This window comes from Deinococcus marmoris DSM 12784 (assembly GCF_000701405.1).
GTDB classification, from domain to species: domain Bacteria; phylum Deinococcota; class Deinococci; order Deinococcales; family Deinococcaceae; genus Deinococcus; species Deinococcus marmoris.
In genome coordinates, this window is the sequence record NZ_JNIV01000055.1 from 1 (window position 1) to 22,291 (window position 22,291).

The 22,291-nt window shown below is 63.4% G+C and carries 19 protein-coding genes and 1 pseudogene; all 20 read left to right on the forward strand.

All coding sequences use genetic code 11. The features are described 5' to 3' along the window. Nucleotides 1-266, forward strand: a pseudogene (locus tag Q319_RS28295) (IS4 family transposase); the annotation flags it as partial. Between the two features lie 375 nt (nt 267-641). Next, complete coding sequence (locus Q319_RS0113630; protein WP_029483038.1) at nt 642-974, forward strand: NADH-quinone oxidoreductase subunit A; 333 nt, start codon at nt 642-644, stop codon at nt 972-974. A 97-nt stretch (nt 975-1,071) separates the two neighbouring features. Further along, on the forward strand, nt 1,072-1,608 hold the full coding sequence (locus Q319_RS0113635; protein ID WP_029474828.1) for a NuoB/complex I 20 kDa subunit family protein: 537 nt from the start codon (nt 1,072-1,074) through the stop codon (nt 1,606-1,608). A 242-nt stretch (nt 1,609-1,850) separates the two neighbouring features. Further along, nucleotides 1,851-2,432: an NADH-quinone oxidoreductase subunit C gene (locus Q319_RS28705; protein WP_281173837.1), complete on the forward strand. Its 582-nt coding sequence runs from the start codon at nt 1,851-1,853 to the stop codon at nt 2,430-2,432. A gap of 148 nt (nt 2,433-2,580) precedes the next feature. After that, complete coding sequence (nuoD, locus tag Q319_RS0113645) at nt 2,581-3,813, forward strand: NADH dehydrogenase (quinone) subunit D (RefSeq protein ID WP_051655388.1); 1,233 nt, start codon at nt 2,581-2,583, stop codon at nt 3,811-3,813. Nucleotides 3,814-4,271: 458 nt separating this feature from the next. Beyond that, nucleotides 4,272-4,898: an NADH-quinone oxidoreductase subunit NuoE gene (gene nuoE, locus Q319_RS0113655; protein WP_029483042.1), complete on the forward strand. Its 627-nt coding sequence runs from the start codon at nt 4,272-4,274 to the stop codon at nt 4,896-4,898. Further along, on the forward strand, nt 4,895-6,238 hold the full coding sequence (gene nuoF, locus Q319_RS0113660; protein WP_029483043.1) for an NADH-quinone oxidoreductase subunit NuoF: 1,344 nt from the start codon (nt 4,895-4,897) through the stop codon (nt 6,236-6,238). The genes nuoE and nuoF overlap by 4 nt, the downstream gene beginning before the upstream one ends. A gap of 115 nt (nt 6,239-6,353) precedes the next feature. Beyond that, the gene (gene nuoG, locus Q319_RS0113665; protein WP_029483044.1) at nt 6,354-8,510 is read left to right on the forward strand and encodes an NADH-quinone oxidoreductase subunit NuoG; all 2,157 of its coding nucleotides are present in this window, start codon (nt 6,354-6,356) and stop codon (nt 8,508-8,510) included. Continuing rightward, nucleotides 8,510-9,679: an NADH-quinone oxidoreductase subunit NuoH gene (gene nuoH, locus Q319_RS0113670; RefSeq protein ID WP_029483045.1), complete on the forward strand. Its 1,170-nt coding sequence runs from the start codon at nt 8,510-8,512 to the stop codon at nt 9,677-9,679. Before nuoG ends, nuoH begins: the two co-directional genes overlap by 1 nt. Before the next feature lie 200 nt (nt 9,680-9,879). Next, entirely contained in the window at nt 9,880-10,416 is a 537-nt protein-coding gene (nuoI, locus tag Q319_RS0113675) for an NADH-quinone oxidoreductase subunit NuoI (protein WP_029483046.1), read from the forward strand. A 112-nt stretch (nt 10,417-10,528) separates the two neighbouring features. Further along, nucleotides 10,529-11,170 carry an NADH-quinone oxidoreductase subunit J family protein gene (locus tag Q319_RS0113680; RefSeq protein ID WP_081846043.1) on the forward strand — a complete coding sequence of 214 codons (642 nt, stop codon included), beginning with the start codon at nt 10,529-10,531 and terminating at the stop codon, nt 11,168-11,170. Continuing rightward, nucleotides 11,170-11,472, forward strand: a complete 303-nt coding sequence (gene nuoK, locus Q319_RS0113685; RefSeq protein WP_029483048.1) for an NADH-quinone oxidoreductase subunit NuoK — start codon at nt 11,170-11,172, stop codon at nt 11,470-11,472. The genes Q319_RS0113680 and nuoK overlap by 1 nt, the downstream gene beginning before the upstream one ends. Before the next feature lie 9 nt (nt 11,473-11,481). Further along, nucleotides 11,482-13,416 (forward strand): NADH-quinone oxidoreductase subunit L, encoded by a 1,935-nt coding sequence (gene nuoL, locus Q319_RS0113690; protein WP_029483049.1) that lies wholly within the window; start codon nt 11,482-11,484, stop codon nt 13,414-13,416. Between the two features lie 90 nt (nt 13,417-13,506). Next, entirely contained in the window at nt 13,507-14,949 is a 1,443-nt protein-coding gene (locus tag Q319_RS0113695) for an NADH-quinone oxidoreductase subunit M (protein ID WP_029483050.1), read from the forward strand. Between the two features lies 1 nt (nt 14,950). Next, nucleotides 14,951-16,414: an NADH-quinone oxidoreductase subunit N gene (locus Q319_RS0113700; RefSeq protein WP_029483051.1), complete on the forward strand. Its 1,464-nt coding sequence runs from the start codon at nt 14,951-14,953 to the stop codon at nt 16,412-16,414. Nucleotides 16,415-16,579: 165 nt separating this feature from the next. Continuing rightward, nucleotides 16,580-17,110: a hypothetical protein gene (locus Q319_RS0113705; RefSeq protein ID WP_029483052.1), complete on the forward strand. Its 531-nt coding sequence runs from the start codon at nt 16,580-16,582 to the stop codon at nt 17,108-17,110. Next, on the forward strand, nt 17,070-18,638 hold the full coding sequence (locus tag Q319_RS0113710; protein WP_245619231.1) for a GMC family oxidoreductase: 1,569 nt from the start codon (nt 17,070-17,072) through the stop codon (nt 18,636-18,638). The genes Q319_RS0113705 and Q319_RS0113710 overlap by 41 nt, the downstream gene beginning before the upstream one ends. A 114-nt stretch (nt 18,639-18,752) precedes the next feature. Further along, nucleotides 18,753-19,883 (forward strand): Gfo/Idh/MocA family protein, encoded by a 1,131-nt coding sequence (locus Q319_RS0113715; RefSeq protein WP_034415108.1) that lies wholly within the window; start codon nt 18,753-18,755, stop codon nt 19,881-19,883. Nucleotide 19,884: 1 nt separating this feature from the next. Further along, on the forward strand, nt 19,885-20,592 hold the full coding sequence (locus tag Q319_RS0113720) for an alpha/beta fold hydrolase (RefSeq protein WP_029483055.1): 708 nt from the start codon (nt 19,885-19,887) through the stop codon (nt 20,590-20,592). Continuing rightward, nucleotides 20,589-22,133, forward strand: a complete 1,545-nt coding sequence (locus tag Q319_RS0113725) for an FAD-dependent oxidoreductase (RefSeq protein ID WP_034415111.1) — start codon at nt 20,589-20,591, stop codon at nt 22,131-22,133. The genes Q319_RS0113720 and Q319_RS0113725 overlap by 4 nt, the downstream gene beginning before the upstream one ends. The last annotated feature ends 158 nt before the right edge of the window (nt 22,134-22,291 follow it).

Genomic DNA, 22,291 nt, shown 5'->3' on the forward strand with positions numbered 1-22,291 from the left:
TTCGTCAGACGCAGGCTCTGGAGAACCATTGGAATACTGCGTTCTTCGCGCTCAGTCTGGGACGGGCAGAAGTGCTGCTGGAGGCCGCTGGCCTCCAGGGTCGCCCGGCCACTTCACTGGTGTTTTCCTACGAAGACATCAAGCGGCGGGCCTTCAACCGGCTCTTTGCGTGGCGAATACTGAGCAATCTAGGTCTCCAGGCACGATTTGCCGAATTAGGAAAACATCCGTCCAGGCCGCTGGATTTGGGGGTCAAAGCGGCTTGAGGGTGGTCAAAACTGTCCGAACCATTGATGAGGGCCTGACGGCTTCTTCCTCCTGCCTGGGCTGCCCTGGCCCGGTTCGCAACCCCAGTCCGCAACAGTGGGGGCATCGTCTCAGGCCCTGACAGGCTCTGGACCGCTCCATTTGGGGACAGCCGCTGAGACTGGGATGGTCAAGAACTGCGCCCGGTAAGCGTAAACGTGGTAAAACAAGGGGGTAACATAACCCAAAGTTTCATTCATCCACCTCTCTTTTTTTGATGCTATTCGTGCCGTTTTTCACGAGCTGTTTTGGACGGACAGACGGCACGAAGCACACGGAAACAGGGAGCCAGGTGGAAAAGGAGCATCGTTATCGAATACCTCAACTTTGTCATCATGTTGCTGGTGGCTGTGGGCATTGGCGTCCTGGCCGTGATCGTCAGCGCCATCCTGGGGCCGAAAAAGAGCAGCCGCGCCAAGCTGATGCCCTACGAATCGGGCAACGATCCCGAGGGCGGCGTCGGCACCAGCCAGCGTTTCCCGGTGCATTTCTATCTGGTGGCGATGCTGTTCATCGTCTTCGACATTGAAACCGCCTTCTTCTACCCGCTGGCGGTGGCCTATCAGAAGCTGGTTCCCTTCGCCTTTTTTGAAGCCCTGACCTTCGTGCTGCTGCTGCTGGTGGGTTACGTGTACGTGCTGAAAAAGCGGGTGCTGGAATGGGCGTGAGGGATGTTGATGGAAGAAGGTTGATGGTTGAAGGTCAACCACGATTTTTCCATCAACCATCATCCATTCACCGTCAACACGTACCGGAGGTACAGCCATGCCCCTGAAAGAACTGATTGACCGCGACTGGCAGGAGCTGGAATCCGAAGGCATTCTGTTTTCCAGCCTGGAAAAACTGGTGGCCTGGGGCCGCAGCAATAGCCTGTGGCCCGCCACATTCGGGCTGGCGTGCTGCGCCATTGAAATGATGAGCAGCACCAACGGGCGCAACGACATGGCCCGCTTCGGCTCCGAGGTCTTCCGCGCCAGCCCCCGGCAGGCCGACGTGATGATCGTCGCCGGACGCCTGAGCAAGAAGATGGCCCCGATCATGCGCCGCGTGTATGACCAGATGCCCGATCCCAAATGGGTGATCAGCATGGGCGCGTGCGCCAGCAGTGGCGGCATGTTCAACAACTACGCCATCGTGCAGAACGTGGACAGCGTGGTTCCGGTGGATATCTTCGTGCCGGGCTGCCCGCCGCGCCCCGAGGCCCTGATCTACGCCGTGATGCAGCTCCAGAAAAAGGTGCGCGGCGAGGCTTTTGACCAGTTGGGCCACCAGTTGCCGATGGTGGACGCGTGGACCCGGTGACGGGCGGCGGGGACGACAAGAAAACTACCCCGGAGGCCGAGCGCCTGACCGGGCGCGGTGGAGGAATGCAGTCTTCCCAGTCGCAGGCCCAGACCGCGCCTCCCCAGACCGTCATCCGCACCGATCCGCCTACCATCACGGTCACTCCCACGCCCGCCCCACCTGTGGAAGTCACGGCCAGCGGTGCGGCAGTGGGCCGGACACCTCCACCCGCGCCCGCGCCGCCCGCAGACCCGCGCGACGTGACCGGACTGATCGCCGAACTCGGTCTGACCGAGGACGACACTGCCGAACCCACCGCCCTCGTCCCATCCGAACGGCTGCGCGAGGTGGCCCAGGCCCTCAAGGAACGCGGCTTCATGCTGATGGACACCGTGGGCCTGGATTACCTGACCTACACGCAGCCCCGGCCCAAGCGTTTTGCTGTGCTGCACAACATCTATCACCCCTATGACCACCGCCGCCTGTTCCTGCGGGTGTGGCTGGATGACGGTGAGACACTGGACAGTCTGTACCCGGTCTGGAAGGCCGCCAATTATCTGGAGCGTGAGGTCTATGACCTGATGGGCGTTGACTTCATCGGGCATCCCGATATGCGCAAGGTGCTGACGCCGGACGATCTGGAAGGCCATCCCCTCCGCAAAGACTTTCCGCTGGGCGAGACCCCCACGCTGTTTCGCGACGGGCGTTTTCTGGACCCCGCTGCCTTCCGCGCGGGCGTCACTGGGCAGCAGTCGGGCCTGACGGGCTACCGGGGCGAACTGCGGCGCGGACGCGGGGAAGACCGTCTGCCGCCCGTGATGCCGGAGGGGGGACCAAAGTGATGCTTAAGATCCTGCTTTCTGCCTCTTGCTGCCGTCAAGGAGGTTTTGCATGACCCTTAAAGACAAGGACCGCGCCGCCGTCAAGGAACGCGAGACGCTGCGTGACTTGCGCCGTGACCCCGATTCCGGCACCCTGCCGCGCCGTCAGATGGAACCTGATCATCAGGAATCCACCATCGACGAGCGGCTGAACGGACGCACCGGGGCGCTGCTGCATACCGAGATGATGTCGCTGAACGTGGGGCCGCAGCATCCCAGCACGCACGGCGTGTTGCGCCTGGTGGTGGACATGGACGGCGAATACGTGGTCAAGGTCACGCCGCACATGGGTTACCTGCACACGGGTTTTGAGAAGACCTTTGAAAACCGCACCTACCAGCAGGGCGTGACCTACGCGCCGCGCACCGATTACCTGCACAGCTTCAGTCACGAGCTTTCATACGTGCTGAGCGTGGAAAAACTGCTTCAGGCCGAGGTACCCGAGCGCGCCACCACCGTCCGCGTGATCCTGCACGAGCTGGGGCGCATCCACAGCCATCTGGTGTTCGTGGGCACGGGCCTGCTGGACCTGGGGGCGCTGACGCCGTTCTTCTACGCCTTCCGCGAAAAAGAGTCCCTTCAGGATCTGTTTGAAGCGGTCTGCGGCTACCGCATGAACCAGGGCTACTTCCGCGTGGGCGGCCTGTCACAGGACATTCCCGACGGCTGGCCTGCGATGGTCTCGCGCTTTCTGGTCCAGATGGAGGCAGGCGTCAAGGAATACACCACCCTGTTTGCCAACAATCCGATCTTTCAGGACCGGGCGCGTGGGGTGGGCATCATTCCGCCCGATGTGGCCCTTGATCTGGGCCTGACCGGGCCAAACCTGCGCGCTTCCGGCGTGCCGCTGGACAACCGCAAGGACAACCCATACTGCGGCTACGAGACCTACGATTTCAACGTCGTGACCAGTCAGGACGGCGATAGCCTTGCCCGTTTCAACATGCGCCTGTGGGAGTTTGGCGAGAGCATCAAGATCATCCGGCAGGCGCTGGAGCGCTTGCGGCCCGGCCCGGTCAAGGACCCCAACCGCAAGATTTCTCTGCCGCCCCGCCAGGAGCTGGAAACCAGCATGGAAGCCGTGATTCACCACTTCAAACTGGTGACGGAAGGCTTTCACCCGCCTATCGGTGAGGTCTACGTGCCTACCGAATCGGCGCGCGGCGAGGTGGGGTATTACATCGTCAGTGACGGCGGCAGCATGCCGTACCGCGTCAAGATTCGCGCCCCCAGTTTCGTCAATCTGCAAGCGCTGGAATACGCCTGCGTGGGCGCACAGTTCGCCGATCTGATCACCATTCTCGCCACCATTGACCCCGTGCTTGGGGACGTGGATCGGTGATGAGTAGTGAGGCCATCCTGCATCCGTTGTTCAAAGAGTTTGAGCGCCTTGATGAGCAGTCGGGTGTGTCGTGGCGAAGTTGGGAGACACTAGGGAACCGTGTCGTGTCCTTCTGTGTTCGGAGCCAGAACTTTTCCGAAGAGAAGGCCGCGAGAGCTTCTGAATTTTTCAGACAAGTCAGAATAGATGATGCGGAATTTAGAATGAAAACCGCTCAGGGCTTGGCTAAGGACGATGGCTGGTTCGAGTTTGCTGGCATATCTACTCCAAAATTCCGTGAACTCCATGATTCTATGGTTCTCAATCTAGTCATTTTCGTTGACGATTTCCCCCCCCCTTCACCGAAATGTTTTTTCTTCTTGGTTACAAGAGTCCGCTTTTCGAGCATTTCGAGATCAATGGGAACTTCGACTACGAAGGTAATTTCCTCTACGCTGATATCGAGTAAGGAGTAAGACTTGAGTTACTTTGCCGATAAACAACCCCTCGTGGCCGATATTTTCAGCCGCTATCCCGATTCGCCGCAGGGCCGCCGCAGCGCGCTGATGCCCCTGATCCGCGAAGTGCAAGACGCTGAGGGCTTCGTGAATGGGACGCGTCTGGATGAGATCGCGGCCCTGTGCGGCACCACCGCCACCGAGGTTCGCAGCGTCATGAGCTTTTATTCCACGTACCACACGCTGCCCACCGGCAAGTACCATCTTCAGGTGTGCAGCACGGTGATGTGTTCGCTGGCCGGGTCCGACGAGCTGTGGGACCATCTGGTGGAAACGTTGGATGTGCAGCCAGGGGAGGTCAGCCCCGATGGCCGTTTCAGCTTGCAAAAGGTGGAATGCCTCGGCTCGTGCGGCACCGCGCCGCTAATGCAGATCAATGATGACGGCTACTACGAGAGAGTGACGCCGGGCAAATGCGCCCGCATTCTGGACTCTCTGCGCGCCGATCTTCAGCCGCTGCCCGACAACCCGGTGCCCGTGACAGTCAACGCCGAGGGACGGCAGACACTGGCAAATGGTGAAGTCGTCGGGGCCAGCATCACGGGTCTGGGCCAGCTCCCACCCATTTTCCCAGGAGGTGAAGCATGACCGCCGTTGCTCCAAATCCTCCCAAGCCGATCACCAGCGGCAAGGACCCGCGTTTTGCGCCCACGCTGTATGCCCATGTGGGGCAGCCGGAAAGCTGGACGCTGGGCTATTACCGCCGCCACGGTGGCTACGAGGCCGTCAAACGGGCGTTCGGCATGGGCGCGGACGCCGTGATTGACGAGGTCAAGAAGTCCGGCCTGCGCGGACGCGGCGGCGCGGGCTTTGCCACCGGCCTTAAGTGGTCCTTCATGCCGCTGAACGACGGTAAACCGCACTACATCATCTGCAACGCGGACGAGTCGGAGCCGGGCAGCTTCAAGGACCGCTATCTGCTCTCCGAAGACCCGCATCAGCTCATTGAGGGCATGGTCATCGCCGCCTACGCGATGCGGGCCAGCGTCGGCTACATCTACATCCGGGGTGAGTACGTTCACGCCGCCGAGCGCATCAATGCTGCCATTGAGGAAGCGCGCGACGCCGGGCTGCTGGGCAAGAACATTCTGAACAGCGGTTTTGACTTCCAGCTCCACTTGCACCGGGGAGCCGGGGCGTACATCTGCGGCGAGGAAACGGCGCTGATGAACAGCCTGGAAGGGCTGCGGGCCAACCCCCGCCTGAAGCCGCCATTTCCCGCCGCCGCTGGTCTGTATGGGCTGCCCACCACCATCAACAACGTAGAGACGTTTTGCGCCGCCACCCAGATTCTGAAGTTCGGCGCGGAATGGCACGCGGAAATGGGCACCGAGAAGAGCAAGGGCATGAAGCTGTTTCAGGTGTCCGGCCCGGTGGCGCGGCCCGGCGTGTACGAGTTGCCGCTGGGCACCACCTTCCGCGAGCTGATTTACGACTGGGCGGGCGGCCCGCTGGAAGAAATGAAGGCCATCATTCCCGGCGGCTCCAGTTGCCCGATGCTGCGCTGGGACGACAAGACGCTGGACACGCCGATGGATTATGAGAGCATCGCTGGGGCTGGCTCCATGCTCGGCACGGGGGGCGTCACCGTGATTCCCAAGGCCGACTGCATCGTGAACGCCACCTGGAACATGGTGCGCTTTTACGGCCATGAGTCCTGCGGCAAATGCACGCCGTGCCGCGAGGGCATTTCAAGTTGGATGACCCGCATGTACGAGAAACTGGTGCGCGGCCACGGCCAGCCTGGCGACGTGCAACTGATCCTGGACATGTCCGAGAACATCGGGGGCCGTAGCTTCTGCGCGCTGGCCGACGCCTGCCTGGGGCCGGTGCTGAGCAGCATTGCGCTGTTTAGGGAGGAATACGACTCGCTGGCTCAGTTTCAGACGCCGACTTATCCGGCGCGGAATCGCTGGAAAGAAGCATGAGCAGGTTGATAGTTAATAGTCAATGGTTGATGTACGGAAACATGTCAGAGGACGGGGTTGTTTCCATCAACCATCAACCTTCTTCCATCAACTTTCCCCCCTCTGAGGTACAGAAATGAAAGTCCAAGTAGACGGCGTGGAAATTGAACTCGCCGCCGGAACGTCCGCCATTGACGCGGTGTTTGAGGCGGGCGGGGACGTGCCGTATTTCTGCGCCCACAAGTACCTCTCGCCGGTGGGCGCGTGCCGCATGTGCCTGGTAGAAACAGGCTCGCCGCGCAAGGAAAAAGACGGCTCGTTCGTGCTGGACGACGCGACGGGTCAGCCCAAGATCTTCTGGTTCCCCAAGCCGATGGCGTCGTGCACCATGCAGGCCACCGAGGGCATGCACATCAAGACCGCCCGCAGCAGCGAGGTGGTGGCCAAGGCGCAGGCGGGGATGATGGAATTCACCCTGCTGAACCACCCGCTGGACTGCCCCACCTGCGACAAGGGTGGCGCGTGTGAGTTGCAGGACCGCGCCTTTGAATACGGCTACGGCGCATCCCGCTTCGGCTTTGACCGCCGTCACGCCGACAAGCACTATCCACTGTCCGATTTCGTGATTCTGGATCAGGAACGCTGTATTCATTGCAAACGTTGCGTGCGTTACTTTGAAGAAGTGCCGGGCCAGGAAGTGCTGGACTTCATTGAACGCGGCGGACATACCTTTATTGACACCGAGGAAGGCGGGCTGCCCACTGGCTTTCAGGGCAACATCACCGACATCTGCCCGGTGGGGGCGCTGCTGGACAACGTGGCCCGCTTCCGAGGCCGCAACTGGGAGTATGACCACACGCCCACCACCTGTACCCTCTGCTCGGTGGGATGCAGCATTACCGTGGACGCCCGCAATGGCCGTCTGGAGCGCATCGTGGCCCGCGAGAACCGCGAGGTCAACGAGGCGTGGATCTGCGACGCGGGCCGTTTCGGTCACGCCTTCGCCTCCGAGCGGCGGCTGACCGTGCCGCTGGTGCGCGTGGACGGCGAGTTGCAGGAAGTGAGCTGGGATGTGGCGATTGCCGCTATTAGACATGGCATGGCCCGCCACAGCGTCGCCGATCTGGCCCTGTACCTGAACGCCGACAGCACGCTGGAAGAGGGCGTGGCCCTTGAAGCGTTGGCCGATGCCGTGGGCAGCGTGCATGTGGACCACTGGCCCCGCTACGAGGTCTCGCTGGACGCCATGCCCAATGGCGCGGCCACCCTGAGCGATGTGGCGACTGCCGACGCTGTGGTGGTCATCGGCGCTGATCTGGGCGAGGAAGCCCCGATTCTGGAACTCCGCATTCTGGAAATGCTGCGCGGCGGCATCCTTCCGCCCGAATACGCGCACGGCACGGCCATTGCCGACCTACGGCTGGTGGAACGCCCGGCCCGCAAGCCGGAAAAGCTGGCCGTTATTGGGAAGGAGTCGCGGCTGTGGGCACACGCGGGAATCCGGGCTTCCTCCAACGGACACAACGCGCTGGAACGCCTGAGCCGCCCGGACACCGCCGAATTGCAGGCCGCGCTGAAGCTCCTCACCGACTCTGAGAAAGCCATTATCGTGCTGGGCGCGGACGTGCTGAATGGCGCTTCCGGCTCGTTCGCGGCTCAACTGAGCGATCTAGCGACGCGGACGGGTGCGAAGGTGCTGGCGATTCCCGCTGGGGCCAACAGCAAGGGCCTGGCCGCGCTGAATCTGGTTCCGCGTGAAGGTGGCCTGCCGTTTGCCCGCGTGGCCGAGGCCCCCGCCGCCTTTATCAGCCGCCTTGACCCCGGCGTGCGGGCGCGTGGGCTGACCATCGTTCACGACTCGCACCTGACCGCCACCGCGCGGCTGGCGGACGTGGTGCTGCCCGCCGTGACCAATTACGAGAAGCGCGGCACCACCGTCAACCTGGAAGGCCGCCTGCTGGAACTGGAACAGGCCGCCCTGAGCGCGGGCGAGGCTGCCGATCTGATCCGCACCCTGACCGCCGTTTCTGAGGCGCTGGGCCTGCGTGCCCCCGTGCGCGGCCTGAAGGGAGCGCGGGAACTGGCGGCGCAGAAGCTGGGCATCAAGCTGGGTGAGTTGCCGGAACGCGGCGTCGTCCATCCCTTCCGCACCTCCCACGTCGCCCCCACCGAGCAGGTTCACATTCCGAAGCTGTGGACGGAGCGGATGCAGCCCTCCATCCAGACCCTGATTCCCGCCAACCTCCAGCCGCTCCCCATGCTGGGCGCGGCCCCCGTGGGAGGGGATGACTGATGCCCGATTGGCTGATTGCCGCCCTGATTACCCTGCTTAAGGCCGTGCTGGTGGCCCTGGGCCTGCTGACCGCCTTCGCCTACATGACCCTAGTGGAGCGCCGCCTGCTGGCCCGGATGCAGATTCGCTGGGGACCCAACCGCGTGGGGCCGATGGGCCTGCTGCAACCCCTGGCCGACGCCATCAAGAGCATCTTCAAAGAAGACCTGACCGTGACGCTGGCCGACAAGCTGGTGTATACCCTCGCGCCGATTCTGGCGATTGGCATGGCCCTGACCGCCTTCGGGGGCATTCCGGCTGGTCCGGCTGGCAGCCTGTTCGGCGCTGACCCCTGGGTTTACAACCTGGACGCCGGGCTGCTTGCGCTGCTGGCACTGACTTCTATGGGCGTCTACGGCATCTTCCTGGGCGGCTGGGCGTCGGGCAGCAAGTACCCGATGCTGGGTGCCCTGAGAAGTAGCGCCCAGATGATCAGCTACGAGCTGGGCATGGGCCTGAGCGTGCTGGGCACGCTGATGCTGATCGGCAGCACCAACTTCCGCGTGATCGTGGAGTGGCAGAGGTTCGAGGGCTGGACGATCCTGTTTCAGGTCTTCGCCTTCGCCCTGTTTCTGATCAGCTCGTTTGCCGAAGTCAACCGCACGCCCTTCGACCTGCCGGAAGCCGAGCAGGAAATCGTGGCGGGCTACCTGACCGAGTACAGCGCGATCAAGTGGGCGCTGTTCCAGATGGCCGAGTACGTCAACATGATGACTGCCTCCGCACTGATGGCAACGCTGTTTTTTGGCGGCTACCGGGGGCCGGTGTTTCTGGAAGGGCTGATTCCCGGCATCAGTGGCTGGCCGATCATCTGGCTGGTGGTCAAGATCGGGTTTTTCCTGTTCCTGTTCATCTGGGTGCGCGCCACCCTGCCGCGTTTCCGCTATGACCAGTTGATGCGCCTGGGCTGGAAGCTGATTCTGCCGCTGGCGCTGGCCAACACCATGCTGGTGGCCTTCTATCTGGCCTTCCTGAAACCTGCTGGTCTGGGCCTGTGGCTCATGGGGCTGCTCAGTCTTGCTGGACTGGTGGGCCTGCTGCTGCTGAGTGACCGCGTGCGGGGGCTGTGGAGTGCGCCCGCCGCGCCGAAAGTGCCTGCAAAGGCGACGCGTCCCGTGGGCGGCGATTGATATGGATGGTAATTTCTCGCTAAGTGGCGCTCCATCTTGCTTGCGGTTCCCCCCTCCCGGCCTCTCCTGCGGAGCTGTACCAGTCCCCCGCAGGGGGGGAGGAGCTAAAAGCCTCAGACCCTTAGACCCTTTGACCCTTAGACTTTTGCCCTTCCCACATCCCACACCCCACATCCCACACCCCCGCAAAGGAGCCACACATGGGCGTTCTTGACATTGCCAAGGGCATGGGCCTGACACTGGGCAAGCTGTTCCAGAAGCCCGTGACCGTCAGTTACCCGGAAGAGCGGGCCACCCTGCAACCGCGTTTCCGGGGGCGGCACATCCTGACCCGGCACCCTGGCACGGGCCTGGAAAAGTGCATCGGCTGCTCGCTGTGCGCCGCCGCCTGCCCGGCCTACGCCATCTACGTGGAGGCCGCCGAGAACGATCCGGCGTCCCCCCACAGCCCCGGCGAACGCTACGCCAAGGTCTACGAGATCAATATGTTGCGCTGCATCTTCTGCGGCATGTGCGAGGAAGCCTGCCCCACGGGCGCGGTGGTCATGGGCAATGAATTTGAAATGGCCGATTACCGCTACGGCGACTTCGTGTATGCCAAGGAAGACATGCTGGTGGGCGTGACCGGATCAATCCCCCAGCGCCGCGAGGCCGCAAAAAGTGGCAAGCCCGTTCGTCTGGGCTTCCAGCTTGACGGCCCGCCGCGCGCGGAACTGGAGGGGGTGGAGTACAAGTGAGTTGCTGGTGCAAATGTCAAAACGTCAAAATGTCTGAATGTCTGAACGCTCAATCACCTGCCTTTAGACCTTTAGACCTTCAGACTTTCAGACCCACTGAAGGCGGCCCCCAATGATGATCGCCTTCATCCTTCTCGGCGCGCTCACCCTCGTCGGCGGCGTCATCACCATCGCGGCGAAGAACGCGGTCCATGCGGCGCTGGGACTCGTCGGGACGCTGATCAGCGTGGCCGGGCTGTTTGCTACCCTGAACGCTTCGTTTCTGGCGGCCACACAGGTGATCGTGTACGCCGGGGCGATCATGGTGCTGTTCCTGTTCGTGATCATGCTGCTGAACGCCAACGCGCCGATCACCGGGCGCGATCCGATTCCCTTCGTGCGCGAACTGGCCGGGCTGGGCGGCGTGGTGCTGGCCGGTTCCTTCGTGATCCTGGCCGTGTCGTACAAGGACCCGCGCCCGTTGGCCGAGGCGACGACGGCGCTGGGCGGAGGCTCGGCGTCGGTGGTGGGCGAAACCCTGCTGACCCGCTTCCTGCTCCCCTTTGAGGCGGTCAGCATTCTGCTGCTCGTCGCCATCGTGGGCGCGGTGGCGCTGGTGCAGCGGCCTGTGCCACAGCCGGACGATGTGCCGGACAGCGAGGCCGAGTTGCTGGCCCCGCCCGTGGGTTCGGCCATTTCCAGGGGCGGCCATCAGCCCGCCTTTCAGCAGCAGAGTCTGCAACACAGCAACGACGAAGGGGAGGTGCGCGCCTGATGGTTCCAACCAGTTATTACATTGCCCTGTCGGGCCTTCTTTTTGCGATGGGCATGATTGGCGTCCTCACGCGCCGCACCGCCATCATGGTTTTTCTGAGTGTGGAGCTGATGCTGAACGCCGCCAACATCGCGCTGGTGGCCTTTGCCCGCTCCTGGGGGGACCTGACCGGGCAGACCGCCGTGTTTATCGTGATGACCCTGGCCGCCGCCGAGGTGGCCATCGGTCTAGCCATCATCGTCGCCATCTTCCGCAAGCGCGAGACCACCAACGTGGACGATCTCGCGGCGATGAAAGGCTGAGTGGCGAGCGTGTTACCTGTCCTCTATCTTCTGCCTCTGCTGCCCTTAATCGGCTTCGCCCTGCTGATGGTCTTTCCGCGATTTTTCCCTGGTAAGACGGGAGGCTGGCTGGCGACGGGCATGATCGGTGCGGCCTTCGTCGTCGCCGTGCTGCGTTATCTGGGCCAGGGCGAGACGCCCGCGCAGGAAACCCTGTGGACGTGGCTGCCCAACATGGCGCTGAACGCAAACCTGAGCATCGGCTTTTACCTGGATCAACTGAGCGCGCTGATGGCCCTGATCATCACGGGCATCGGCTTCCTGATCCACCTGTATTCCATCAGCTACATGTCGCACGACGCCAAATTCACGCGCTTCTTCGCCTTCCTGAATTTCTTCGTCGCCATGATGCTGATTCTGGTGCTGGCTGATTCCTACCCGCTGATGTTCGTGGGCTGGGAGGGCGTGGGCATGGCCTCTTACCTGCTGATCGGCTTCTGGTTTTCCGGGCGCGGCAGCGAATCTTCCGATAAAGACCTGCGTGCAGCGGGCGAGCGCGAGGGTGTCAACAACTCCAACGCCGCCCGCAAGGCGTTCATCATGAACCGCATCGGGGATCTGGGGTTCATGCTGGCCATGTTTCTGCTGTACAAGTTGTACGGCACCCTGAGCATTCCCGAACTGGCCGAGCGGGTGGAGGGCGTGAGCGTCGCCACTGCCGCCGTTGAACTGGCCTGCCTGTTCCTGCTGGTGGGCGCAATCGGCAAGAGCGGTCAATTGCCGCTGACCACCTGGCTGCCCGACGCGATGGCTGGCCCCACCCCAGTCTCCGCGCTGATTCACGCGGCCACGATGGTCACGGCGGGCGTGTACCTGATCACCCGCAGCCACTTCCTGTACGAACTGGCCCCCAACGCCGCGCTGTGGGTGGCCTGGGTGGGCGGCCTGACCGCGCTGTACGGCGCACTGGCGGCCCTCAACCAGCACGACATCAAGAAGGTTCTGGCCTTCTCCACCGTCTCTCAACTGGGCTACATGTTCCTGGCCGTGGGGCTGGGCGCGTACTCGGCAGGGGTGTTCCACCTGCTCAGCCACGCGTTCTTCAAGGCGCTGCTGTTCCTGGCGGCGGGCGCGGTGATTCACGCTCTGCACGATCAGCAGGACGTGCGACATATGGGCGGAATGCGGAAGTTCATGCCGTTCACGCACATCGTTTCAGCTATCGGTGTCCTCGCCATCAGCGGTATTCCCATCTGGAGCGGCTTCTTTTCCAAAGACGCGATTCTGGCCGCCGCTTTTGAAAGCCAGCCCGTGCTGTACGGCATCGGCCTGCTGGTGGCGCTGCTGACCGCCTTCTACATGGGCCGCTGGTACTTCCTGGTGTGGCGCGGCGAGTACCGGGGGGCCGAGGCCACTGGTATCGCCCACCCGCACGAGGCCGATACGATCACCAAGATTCCACTGGGCGTTCTGGCGGCGGGCGCAACTTTAATCGGCTTCCTGAATATCCCCACCTTCCTGGGCGGCGGACATGCCTTTGACAGTTACCTGGGCCGGGCCATTCCGCAGGAAGCCCATGAGATCGCCGTTTCTACCGAGTGGCTGCTGACCGTGCTGGCCGTGGCCGCCGGGGCGGCGGGCCTGCTGTGGGCCTACGCCCAGCACCGCGCCAGGAAACTGGACAACGGGCCGCTGGGACAGTTCAGCTCCAGCGCCCTGTACCTGGACAACGTCTACGACGGTCTGGTGGCCGCACCCAGCAGGGCGATTGCCGCCTCTCTGGATACCGTGGACCGGGGCACCGACGGCCTGATCGGCAGCATTTCCCGCAACGCGGCGGCCCCGGGCGCGCTGTTCACGATGTGGCAGAGCGGTTTCGTGCGGGCCTACGCGGTCAGCATGTTGCTGGGAACGGCGGGGATTATCGGCTACTGGGCGCTGAAGATGGTGGGGAGCGGGGCGTGAGCTTCACCTCGCCTCTCGTCCTGACCAAAGGCTGTCCATTGATCTCTTGCTCCGGCCTGTCTCTCTCCCCACTCACCCCGGAGGCCCCCCATGTTTGACCCCCAATGGCTTCCCACCATCATGATTTTTTTGCCGCTGCTGGGCAGCCTGCTGATCTTTGTCACCCCCAACCGCTGGCGCGACGAGATGGCCGGGTTCATCGCCGCCGTCACTCTGGGCCTCGGATTGATGATCTGGTATGCGGGCGGCTCCGGGCTGCTGAGCCTGAACTGGATTCCGGCGCTGGGCATCACCTACAGCGTGGAACTGTCGGGCGTCAGTCTGGCGCTGGCAATGGTCACGGCCTTCATGTCGTTCATCGCGGTGCTGTACGCGGCGCGGCGCATTCCCAACCCCGGCACCATGCTGGCCCTGATTCTGGCGATGGAAACCGGGCTGCTGGGCATCTTCGCCGCGCGGGACCTGATTCTGTTCTACGTCTTCTTTGAAGATGCTCTGCTGCCTTCCCTCCTGATGCTGGCGATCTACGGCAAGGCGCACCGGATGCGGGCGCTGGTCAAGTTCGCGGCCTACACGCTGTTCGGCAGCCTGCTGATGCTGGTGAGCATCATCGGCGTGCGCTACCTGGGCGGCAGCCCGACGTTCGCGCTGGTGGACCTCAAGCAGCATCTGGTGACGGGTCCGGCGCAGACGTGGCTGTACCTGGGCTTCCTGACGGCGATGGCGGTCAAGCTGCCGCTGTGGCCGCTGCACGCGTGGCTGCCCGACTTTCATGAGCAGAACCACGACAGCGGCATTCCCGATGTGATGGGCACGCTGTACAAGGTGGGTGGTTACGGCCTGTTCACCTTCGCCATTCCGCTGTTTCCCGACGCCTCGCTGGAGCTGCGCCCGATCCTGATGGGACTGGCCGCCTTCACGGCGCTTTACTCCGCGTGGGTGGCCTTCGGGCAGAAGGACTGGAAGCGCCTGATGGCCTACGCGGGCCTGTCGCACATGGGTTTCGTGGCGCTGGGCGTGTTCTCCCTGAACGAAACGGCAGTGATCGGCGCGATGTACCTGCTGGCCTTCCAGAACCTGTACACCGGGGCGCTGTTCCTGAGCGTGGGTATGGTGCAGGAGCGCATCGGCAGCCTGGACACCCGCGTGGGCGGCCTGATGACTTCTGCCGGGGCGCTGGGCGGCCTGACGATGGCCCTGTGGTTCGCCTCCATCGCCGTGCCGGGATTCGCCGGGTTTATCGGGGAGTTCTCGGTGCTGCTGGGCGCGTATCAGGTGTCGCCGTGGCTGGCCTTCGTGGCAGGGATTACCACCATCGCCGCCGCCGCCTATGCCCTGACCGCCTTCCAGACCACCTTCTGGCAGGCCCGTCCGCTGGGCGGGGTAGTGGTGCGTGACCTCGTGCATACCGAATGGCTGATCCTGGGGCTGCCGCTGGCCGTCGCCATCTTCTTCGGCGTGTACAGCGCCCCGGCCCTGAACCTGATGCAACCCGCCGTTCGTTCGGTTCTTTCTGCCCTGGGAGGCAACTGATATGCCTCAACTCGTCGCACCCGACGTTGCCCTCCTGCCGCTGCTGCCCATCCTGCTGGTGCTGACGGGCGCACTGATCAGCACGCTGCTGGGCTTCTGGGTGGGTCGCCGCGTTCTGACCGTTATCAACATCGTCACCGTGGTCCTGTCGGGCGCGAGCATGATGCTGGTGTGGAACCGGAATCTGACCTCGTTCGCCGGGGGGTTGCAGGCCGACAACGCCGCCATTCTGCTGGGCCTGACCATTCTGGTGGGCACCCTGATGACCCTGCTGGTGTCGCTGGACACCGCGTGGCGCGAGCGGGTGTCCTTTCCCGAATTTGACGCCATGATGATGTACGCCGTAACCGGCTGCCTGCTGATCGTGTTTTCCGGCGATCTGATCGTGATGCTGATTGGTCTGGAGATCATGAGTCTGGCGGGCTACGTGCTGGCCACCTTCCAGGGTTCGCGCCGCGCCGAGGAATCGGGCCTGAAGTACTTCCTGCTGGGCGCGGTGGGCAGCGCCATCCTGATCTACGGCATCGCGTTCGTGTACGGCGCAACCGGCAGCCTCAATTACGCCGCCATCGCCGCCAAGGTGGGCAGCGTGAGCAACCTGACCCCTGACAACGTGGGGATTCTGGTGGGCGGTAGTCTGCTGCTGCTGGCAGGCTTCGGCTTCAAGATCGCCCTGGTGCCCTTTCACCAGTGGACGCCGGACGTGTACAGCGGAACCTCCACCACCACCTTCCTGTTCCTGAGTACCGTGGTCAAGGTGGCGGCTTTCGCCGGAATGCTGCGCGTGTTCGGCGGCGCGCTGACCGACGCGCCCGGCTGGGCCAGCGTCCTTCAGGTGCTGACGGCGGCCACGCTGATCATCGGGAACACGGCGGCGCTGCTCCAGACCAACTTCAAGCGGATGATGGCCTACTCGGCGGTGGCGCACACTGGCTTCCTGGCGATGTGCCTGCTGGGCACACCGGAACTGGGCGGCGCGGCGCTGGGCTATTACCTGCTGGTCTATACCCTGATGACCGGCGCGGCCCTGGCCGTCCTGGCTGCCCTCCAGCGCACCGAGGCCGGCTTTGAGATCAGCGATATGCGTGGGCTGTATTACCGCCATCCCGCCTACGCCATCGCGCTGTCGGTGTGTCTGGCGTCGCTGGCGGGCCTGCCGCCGTTCGCGGGCTTTTTTGGCAAGTATCTGGCGTTCCAGGCTGCGTTCCAGAACGGCTACGTCTGGATCAGCGTGCTGGCTGCCGTCACCAGTGTGGCCGCGCTGATCTACTACCTGCGCCCCGCCATGCTGATGTTCATGCCGGACCGCACCCCCGCGCGGGAATACCTGCACGGCCAGCGCTCTCCCACCACTTTCACCGTGGGGCTGGGCGTGGCGGGCATCACCGTGCTGGGCATTCTGCCGAACGTCTGGTATAGCTGGGTGGCGAATCCGGCGATCTGGCAGTTTTTAGCCGGACGGTAGACGTTCTTCCCGCTTCCCCCTTTCCCATGCGGAGAGGGGGTTTTCTCTGGTCAGATTGTTGACACTCTCTAAAGCCTCGCCGTAGGCGTTCACGCAGGAGGGGCGGTGGCCTGTCCCTAGACTGGACGGCATGTTCAATTTGAGTGAAGGTCAAGGGATTCGCTTGTGACGACGAACGAGAGAGAGGCCGTCCTCGCCATGCTGAATTCGGCGCATGTCACGGAGCCGACGCGGCGGGCGCTGCTGGAACGCCTGGATGCCCGGTATGGGCACGAGTTTTTTGACGAGGCAGAGTTTGGGCGGTTACGTGCCCTGGCCATGCGCCTCGTTCCCCATGACCCAGCCGAGATGGATCTGGCAGGCACAGTGGACCACCGCCTGATCGTGGGCATCGGCGACGGCTGGCGTTATGCCGATGCTCTTCCAGACGGCGAGGCATACCGGGCGCTGCTGGCCGCGTTGCCGGAAGGGTTTGAGACTCTGGGTGGTGATGCTCAGGACGCCGCCATCCCCGCTGTCCAGTCCTCCCACCCACGCGCCTTTGAAGACCTGCTGGCGGAATTGACTGAGGCGTTCATGGCCCACCCGCTGACGCAGTACCGCTTCGGCTACGCAGGTTTTGCCGACGCGCCGAACTGGCCCCATGTTGGCCCCAATGAGCTGGAACCCCGCGAGGTTGCGTATGGCCCCCAGTAATTCTCTGCCCACCGATCTGGACGTGCTGGTGATCGGCACAGGTGCGGGCGGCGCACCGTTGCTGGCGCGTCTGGCGCAGGCTGGTCTGAAGGTGGCCGCGCTGGAAGCAGGCGTGCGCCACCCGCCCGAGGGGATTGCCACCGATGAAGTCGCGCAATTGGGGCTGTTCTGGACGGATGAGCGGCTGTCTGCGGGCAACGATCCGGTAGGGTTCGGGCGCAACAACAGCGGGCGCGGCGTGGGGGGCAGCACCCTCCACTACACCGCTTACACGCCGCGTGCCCAGCCGGACGACTTGAAATTGCGGACCGAGTTCGGGCAGGGCGAGGACTGGCCGCTGGAATTTTCCGAGCTGGAGCCGTATTACGACGAGCTGGAATACTTTCTGGGTGTCTCCGGCCCTGAGAATTATCCGTGGGGGCCGCAGCGCAAAAGCTCCTACCGTCACCCACCCCTGCCGCTGAACGGGGCCGCCCGGCTGATGCAGAAAGCCTGCGCCGAGATCGGCATGCGGACCTCGCCCGCTGCCAACGCCGCCCTCAGCCGCCCGCAGGAGCAGGAGGGCTACGGCACGCGTCACACCTGCACCAACCGGGGGTTCTGTCAGGCGGGCTGCTCCATTGGCGCGAAGGCCAGCATGGACGTGACCTTTCTGGCGCTGGCCGAATCGCTGGGCGCGCAGATCGTGGACGGCGCACAGGTCACGGCTCTGACCATGAAAGATGGGCGCGTGACCGGCGCGGAATTCATGCGCGGGCAAGAGCTTGAGCATCTGTCCGCTAGAACAGTCATTCTCGCTGCCGGAGCGGTGGAAACGCCGCGCCTGCTGCTGATGAACGGCCTCGCCAACAGCAGCGGGCAGGTGGGACGCAATTTCATGGCGCACGTTGGAATGCAGGTCTGGGGACAGGTGGACGACGATCTGCGCCCCTACAAGGGCATTCCCGGCGGCCTGATCAGCGAGGACACCCACCGCGTTCCCGGCCTGATCGGCGGCTACCTGCTGCAATCGCTGGGCGTGATGCCCGTGACCTACGCCACCCAGTACGCACGCGGCACGCTGAAGTGGGGGCCAGAGTTGATCCAGCATCTGGGCGGTTACAACCACGTCGCCGGGATCAACGTGCTGGGCGAGTGCCTGCCCTACGAACACAACTACCTGGAACTCTCGGATGAGCTGGACGGGCGCGAGTTGCCCAAGCCGCGCGTCCACTTCAGTTTTGGTGAGAACGAGAAGAAGATGAATGCCCACGCTGAGGCCCTGATGCGTGACCTGTGGGGCCGGATCGGCGCACGGGACGTGTGGGCGCTGCCCCGTGCCGCACACACTCTGGGGACGGCCCGTATGGGTGCAGACCCCGAAACCAGCGTCGTCAACCCTTTTGGCCGCACGCATGACATAGAAAACCTGTGGATCTGCGACAACTCCACCTTCACCAGTTCCCTGAGCGTCAACCCCGCCCTGACCCAGATGGCCCTGAGCCTGCGGACGGCGGACGCGTTGATTGATGGTTTGAAGCAGGCGTGATCTAGAAAAGCCCATGTGCTTTAGCCCCTCCCTCCTTGCGGGGGAGGTTGGGAGGGGGGAACCGCAAACGCCTTCCCAGCGCTACTCGAATAACTTTCACCCAAAGGAGTCTCCATGACCCATCAGAACACCGCCGAGCGTAAAGACCTTCAGCCCCTGCCCAAACCAAAGAAAGAACAAGTTGGTTACGCGGTCTTGGGCATCGGCGCACTGACCATTGACGAGTTGTTGCCCGCCTTTGCCGTGGGCCAGCGTTCAAAACTGGCGGCAGTCGTCAGCGATGACCACGAGAAAGCCGTGGCAACTGCTCTCGCCTACGGCCTGACCGAGGCCGACGCCTACGACTATGACCGCTTCGAGGAACTCCAGAGCCGTGCCGATGTTCACGCCGTCTATATCGTGCTGCCCAACACCCTGCACCGCGAGTACACCGAGCGGGCCGCCAGAATCGGCAAGCATGTCCTGTGCGAGAAACCGCTGGCCGGAAACCTGGAAGACGCCGAGGCGATGGTCAGCGTCTGCGCCGAACACGGCGTCAAGCTGATGACCGCCTACCGCTGCCAGTACACCCCGCACCACTGGCGGGCGCGTGACCTGATCCAGAACGGCGATCTGGGCAGGGTCAAGCTGATTCACTCGGTCAACGTGCAACTGGAAACAGACCCGGACCAGTGGCGGCTCAAGGACAAGCTGGCGGGCGGCGGTTCACTGCTGGACGTGGGCCTGTACTGCCTGAACACCATCCGTTTCCTGCTGGCCGAGGAGCCATCCGAGGTCTACGCGCAGACCTACAGCACCCCGGATGACGAGCGCTTTGGGGAAGTGGAGGAAACCGTGGCGTGGCAGATGACCTTCCCCAGCGGCGTGATCGCCCAGTGCATCTGCTCTTACGGCGCGTCCCACACCCGTTCGCTGGACGTGTTCGGCGCGGACGCCCGCCTGACGCTGGACCCGGCCTTTGATTACACCAGCCTGCGCCTGAAGGTACAGACCCCGGAAACCGTCACCGAACACCTGCTGCCCGAAGTGGACCAGTTCGCGCTGGAAATTGACCACTTCTCGGCCTGCATTGAGGAAGACCGCGAGCCGTTCACCCCCGGCGAGGAAGGCTTGCAGGACCAGAAAATCATGGCTGCCATCTACCAGTCGGCGCGCGAGGGGCAGCCCGTCAAGCTGGAAAAGATCGAGAAGAAGGACGCCTTCCGGGGTTCCCTGCCCGATCAGGACTTTGCCGAGCGGGCCTAGGATGACGCCGCTCATTTTGGTCCACGGCTTCGGCACCTCGCGCCACATCTGGCGGCGGGTTCTGGAAGGGGTTGATGCGCTGGCCGTTGATCTGATCGGCTTTGGCGACGCGGCGGATCTGGGCCGGGCCGGGCAGACGGTGGGGGAGATGGCGGACGCTCTGGCCGGGAATTTGCGCGAGTCGGGGGGTGGGCCGTACCGCGTTGCGGCGCATTCGATGGGCGGCAAGGTGGCCCTGCTGCTGGCCGCCCGCCACCCCGAACTCGTGTCCGAGCTGTTTTTAATTGCTCCTTCCCCACCCACGCCCGAGCCGATGGACCCGGAAGGCCGCGCCAAACTGCGTGCCGCTCATGGGGACCGCGACGCCCTGAACGCCCAGTACCACGACATCACCGTTCAGCCCATCCCCGAACAGGATTTTGCGCAACTGGTTGAGGACGGCCTACGCGCCAGCCACGACGCCTGGACCGCCTGGCCGGACTTGGGCAGCCGCGAGGACATTTCGGGTGAACTTGGCGGCCTGAAGCTCCCCATCACCGTCCTTTTCTCGGAGGATGACCCGGCCATCTCGCCCGACACCATCCGCTCGGAAGTGCTGGCGCATTTTCAGCACGCCACAGCAGTTCCCATCCACGGCAGCGGCCACCTGATTCCCCTGGAAGACCCGCAGGCGGTTGTGGCACTGCTCGCGGCAAAGGAGAGACCATGACCCTGAATTTTAAAGCCAGCGACGTGACCGACGGTGGCATGCACACTTTTGAGGTGGGCGATCAGAAAGTCCTCGTGACCCGTGACGGCGAGGATTTTCGCGCCTTCGACGCCCTCTGCCCGCACGCCGGGGCCGATCTGGGCGAGGGCGTGCGCTGCGGCTCCCGCATCGTCTGCCCGTGGCACCACGCGACGTTCCATGCGGGCGACGGGTCTCTGATCGAGCCGCCCGCTCTGGAAGGTCTGAAACGGTACCGGGTGAAGCGTGACGGCGAAAGCCTGAGTGTCGATCTGGACGAGGAAATCAAGCCTCAGACCCCAGAACCCAGCCACGAGGACCATCACACCGTCATCATCGGTGGCGGCGCGTCCGGGTTCATGGCGGCGCAAACGCTACGGGACGGCGGCTATGCGGGCAAAATCACCATGCTGACTGCTGAAAACCGCGCCCCCTATGACCGCACCGCGCTGAGCAAGGCTTACCTGAGTGGCAAGAAACCAGCCGATAAGCTGGCGCTGGGCGGGGCCGACTGGGCGCAGAAAAACAGGATTGACCTGCGCGAGGGTGTGAAGGTCACGAAACTGGACCGGGACGCCCGCAAAGTGCATCTGGACGGCGAGTCGCTCGGCTTTGATGCCGTCATCGTCGCCACTGGCGCAACGCCCAACACCCTAGACATCCCCGGCGCTGAGCTGGATGGTCAGTATCAACTCCGCTCCTTCCGCGACGCTGAACAGTTGAAAGACGCGGCACAGGGCAAGCACATCGTCGTCATCGGCTCTAGCTTTATCGGTCTGGAAGCGGCGTCCAGTCTGGTTGAGGGGGCCGCGTCGGTCACGGTCATCGGCCAGGACGCCGAGATTATGAGCCGCGCCCTGACGCCGAAAGTGGGCCGCGCCGTTCGCAAGCTGCATGAGGATAAGGGCGTCAAGTTCCATCTGAACGCTGAGGTCACGGCCATGGAAGGTTCGGGCAAAGTGGAGGCCGTGCGCCTGAAAAGTGGTGAAACGGTCAAGGCTGATCTGGTGCTGCTGGGCATCGGCGTGAAACCCAATTCCGATTTGCTGGCTGACCTCGCCAACGAGAAGGGAGCGGTGCCAGTGGACGCAGAATTGCGGGCCGCGCCGAACGTCTACGCCGTGGGCGATATTGCTCTGGCCCCCACCGTGCTGGGCGAGATGCGCGTGGAACACTGGCGCGTGGCCTTGCAGGAAGGCATGACCGCCGCGCAGAGCATCCTCAAATCCTCCGATCTGGAGCCAATGGACAGGCGCGTCCCCTTCTTCTGGACGCAGCAGTACGGCAAGAGCCTGCGCTACGTGGGCCACGCCGAGAATCTGGACGACACCCACATCTGGGGCAACCCGGACGAGCTGAAGTTCATTGAATTTGCCTTCAAGGACGGTCAGGCGGTGGCCGCCAGCGGCATGGGCATGGATAAAGACCTCGCAGCCTTTGAAGAGTTGCTATTGCTGGGGCGTGTGCCTGGGACGGAGGAAATCAGGAAAGGGGAATTCAGTCTGGTGGGGCGGCTGGAGTAGGGGTGGGAACCACAACGCCACCTCCGAGGAAGTGGCGTGTAGGGGTGCGCGGCGTGCGTCGAAGCCGTGGAAATGAAGGGTGAAATGTGCGGTGTCAGCGGTGAAATGTGCTGGGCGTGCCCAGTGAGAGGGTTGACGCCGCCCCGGCGTCTCAGACT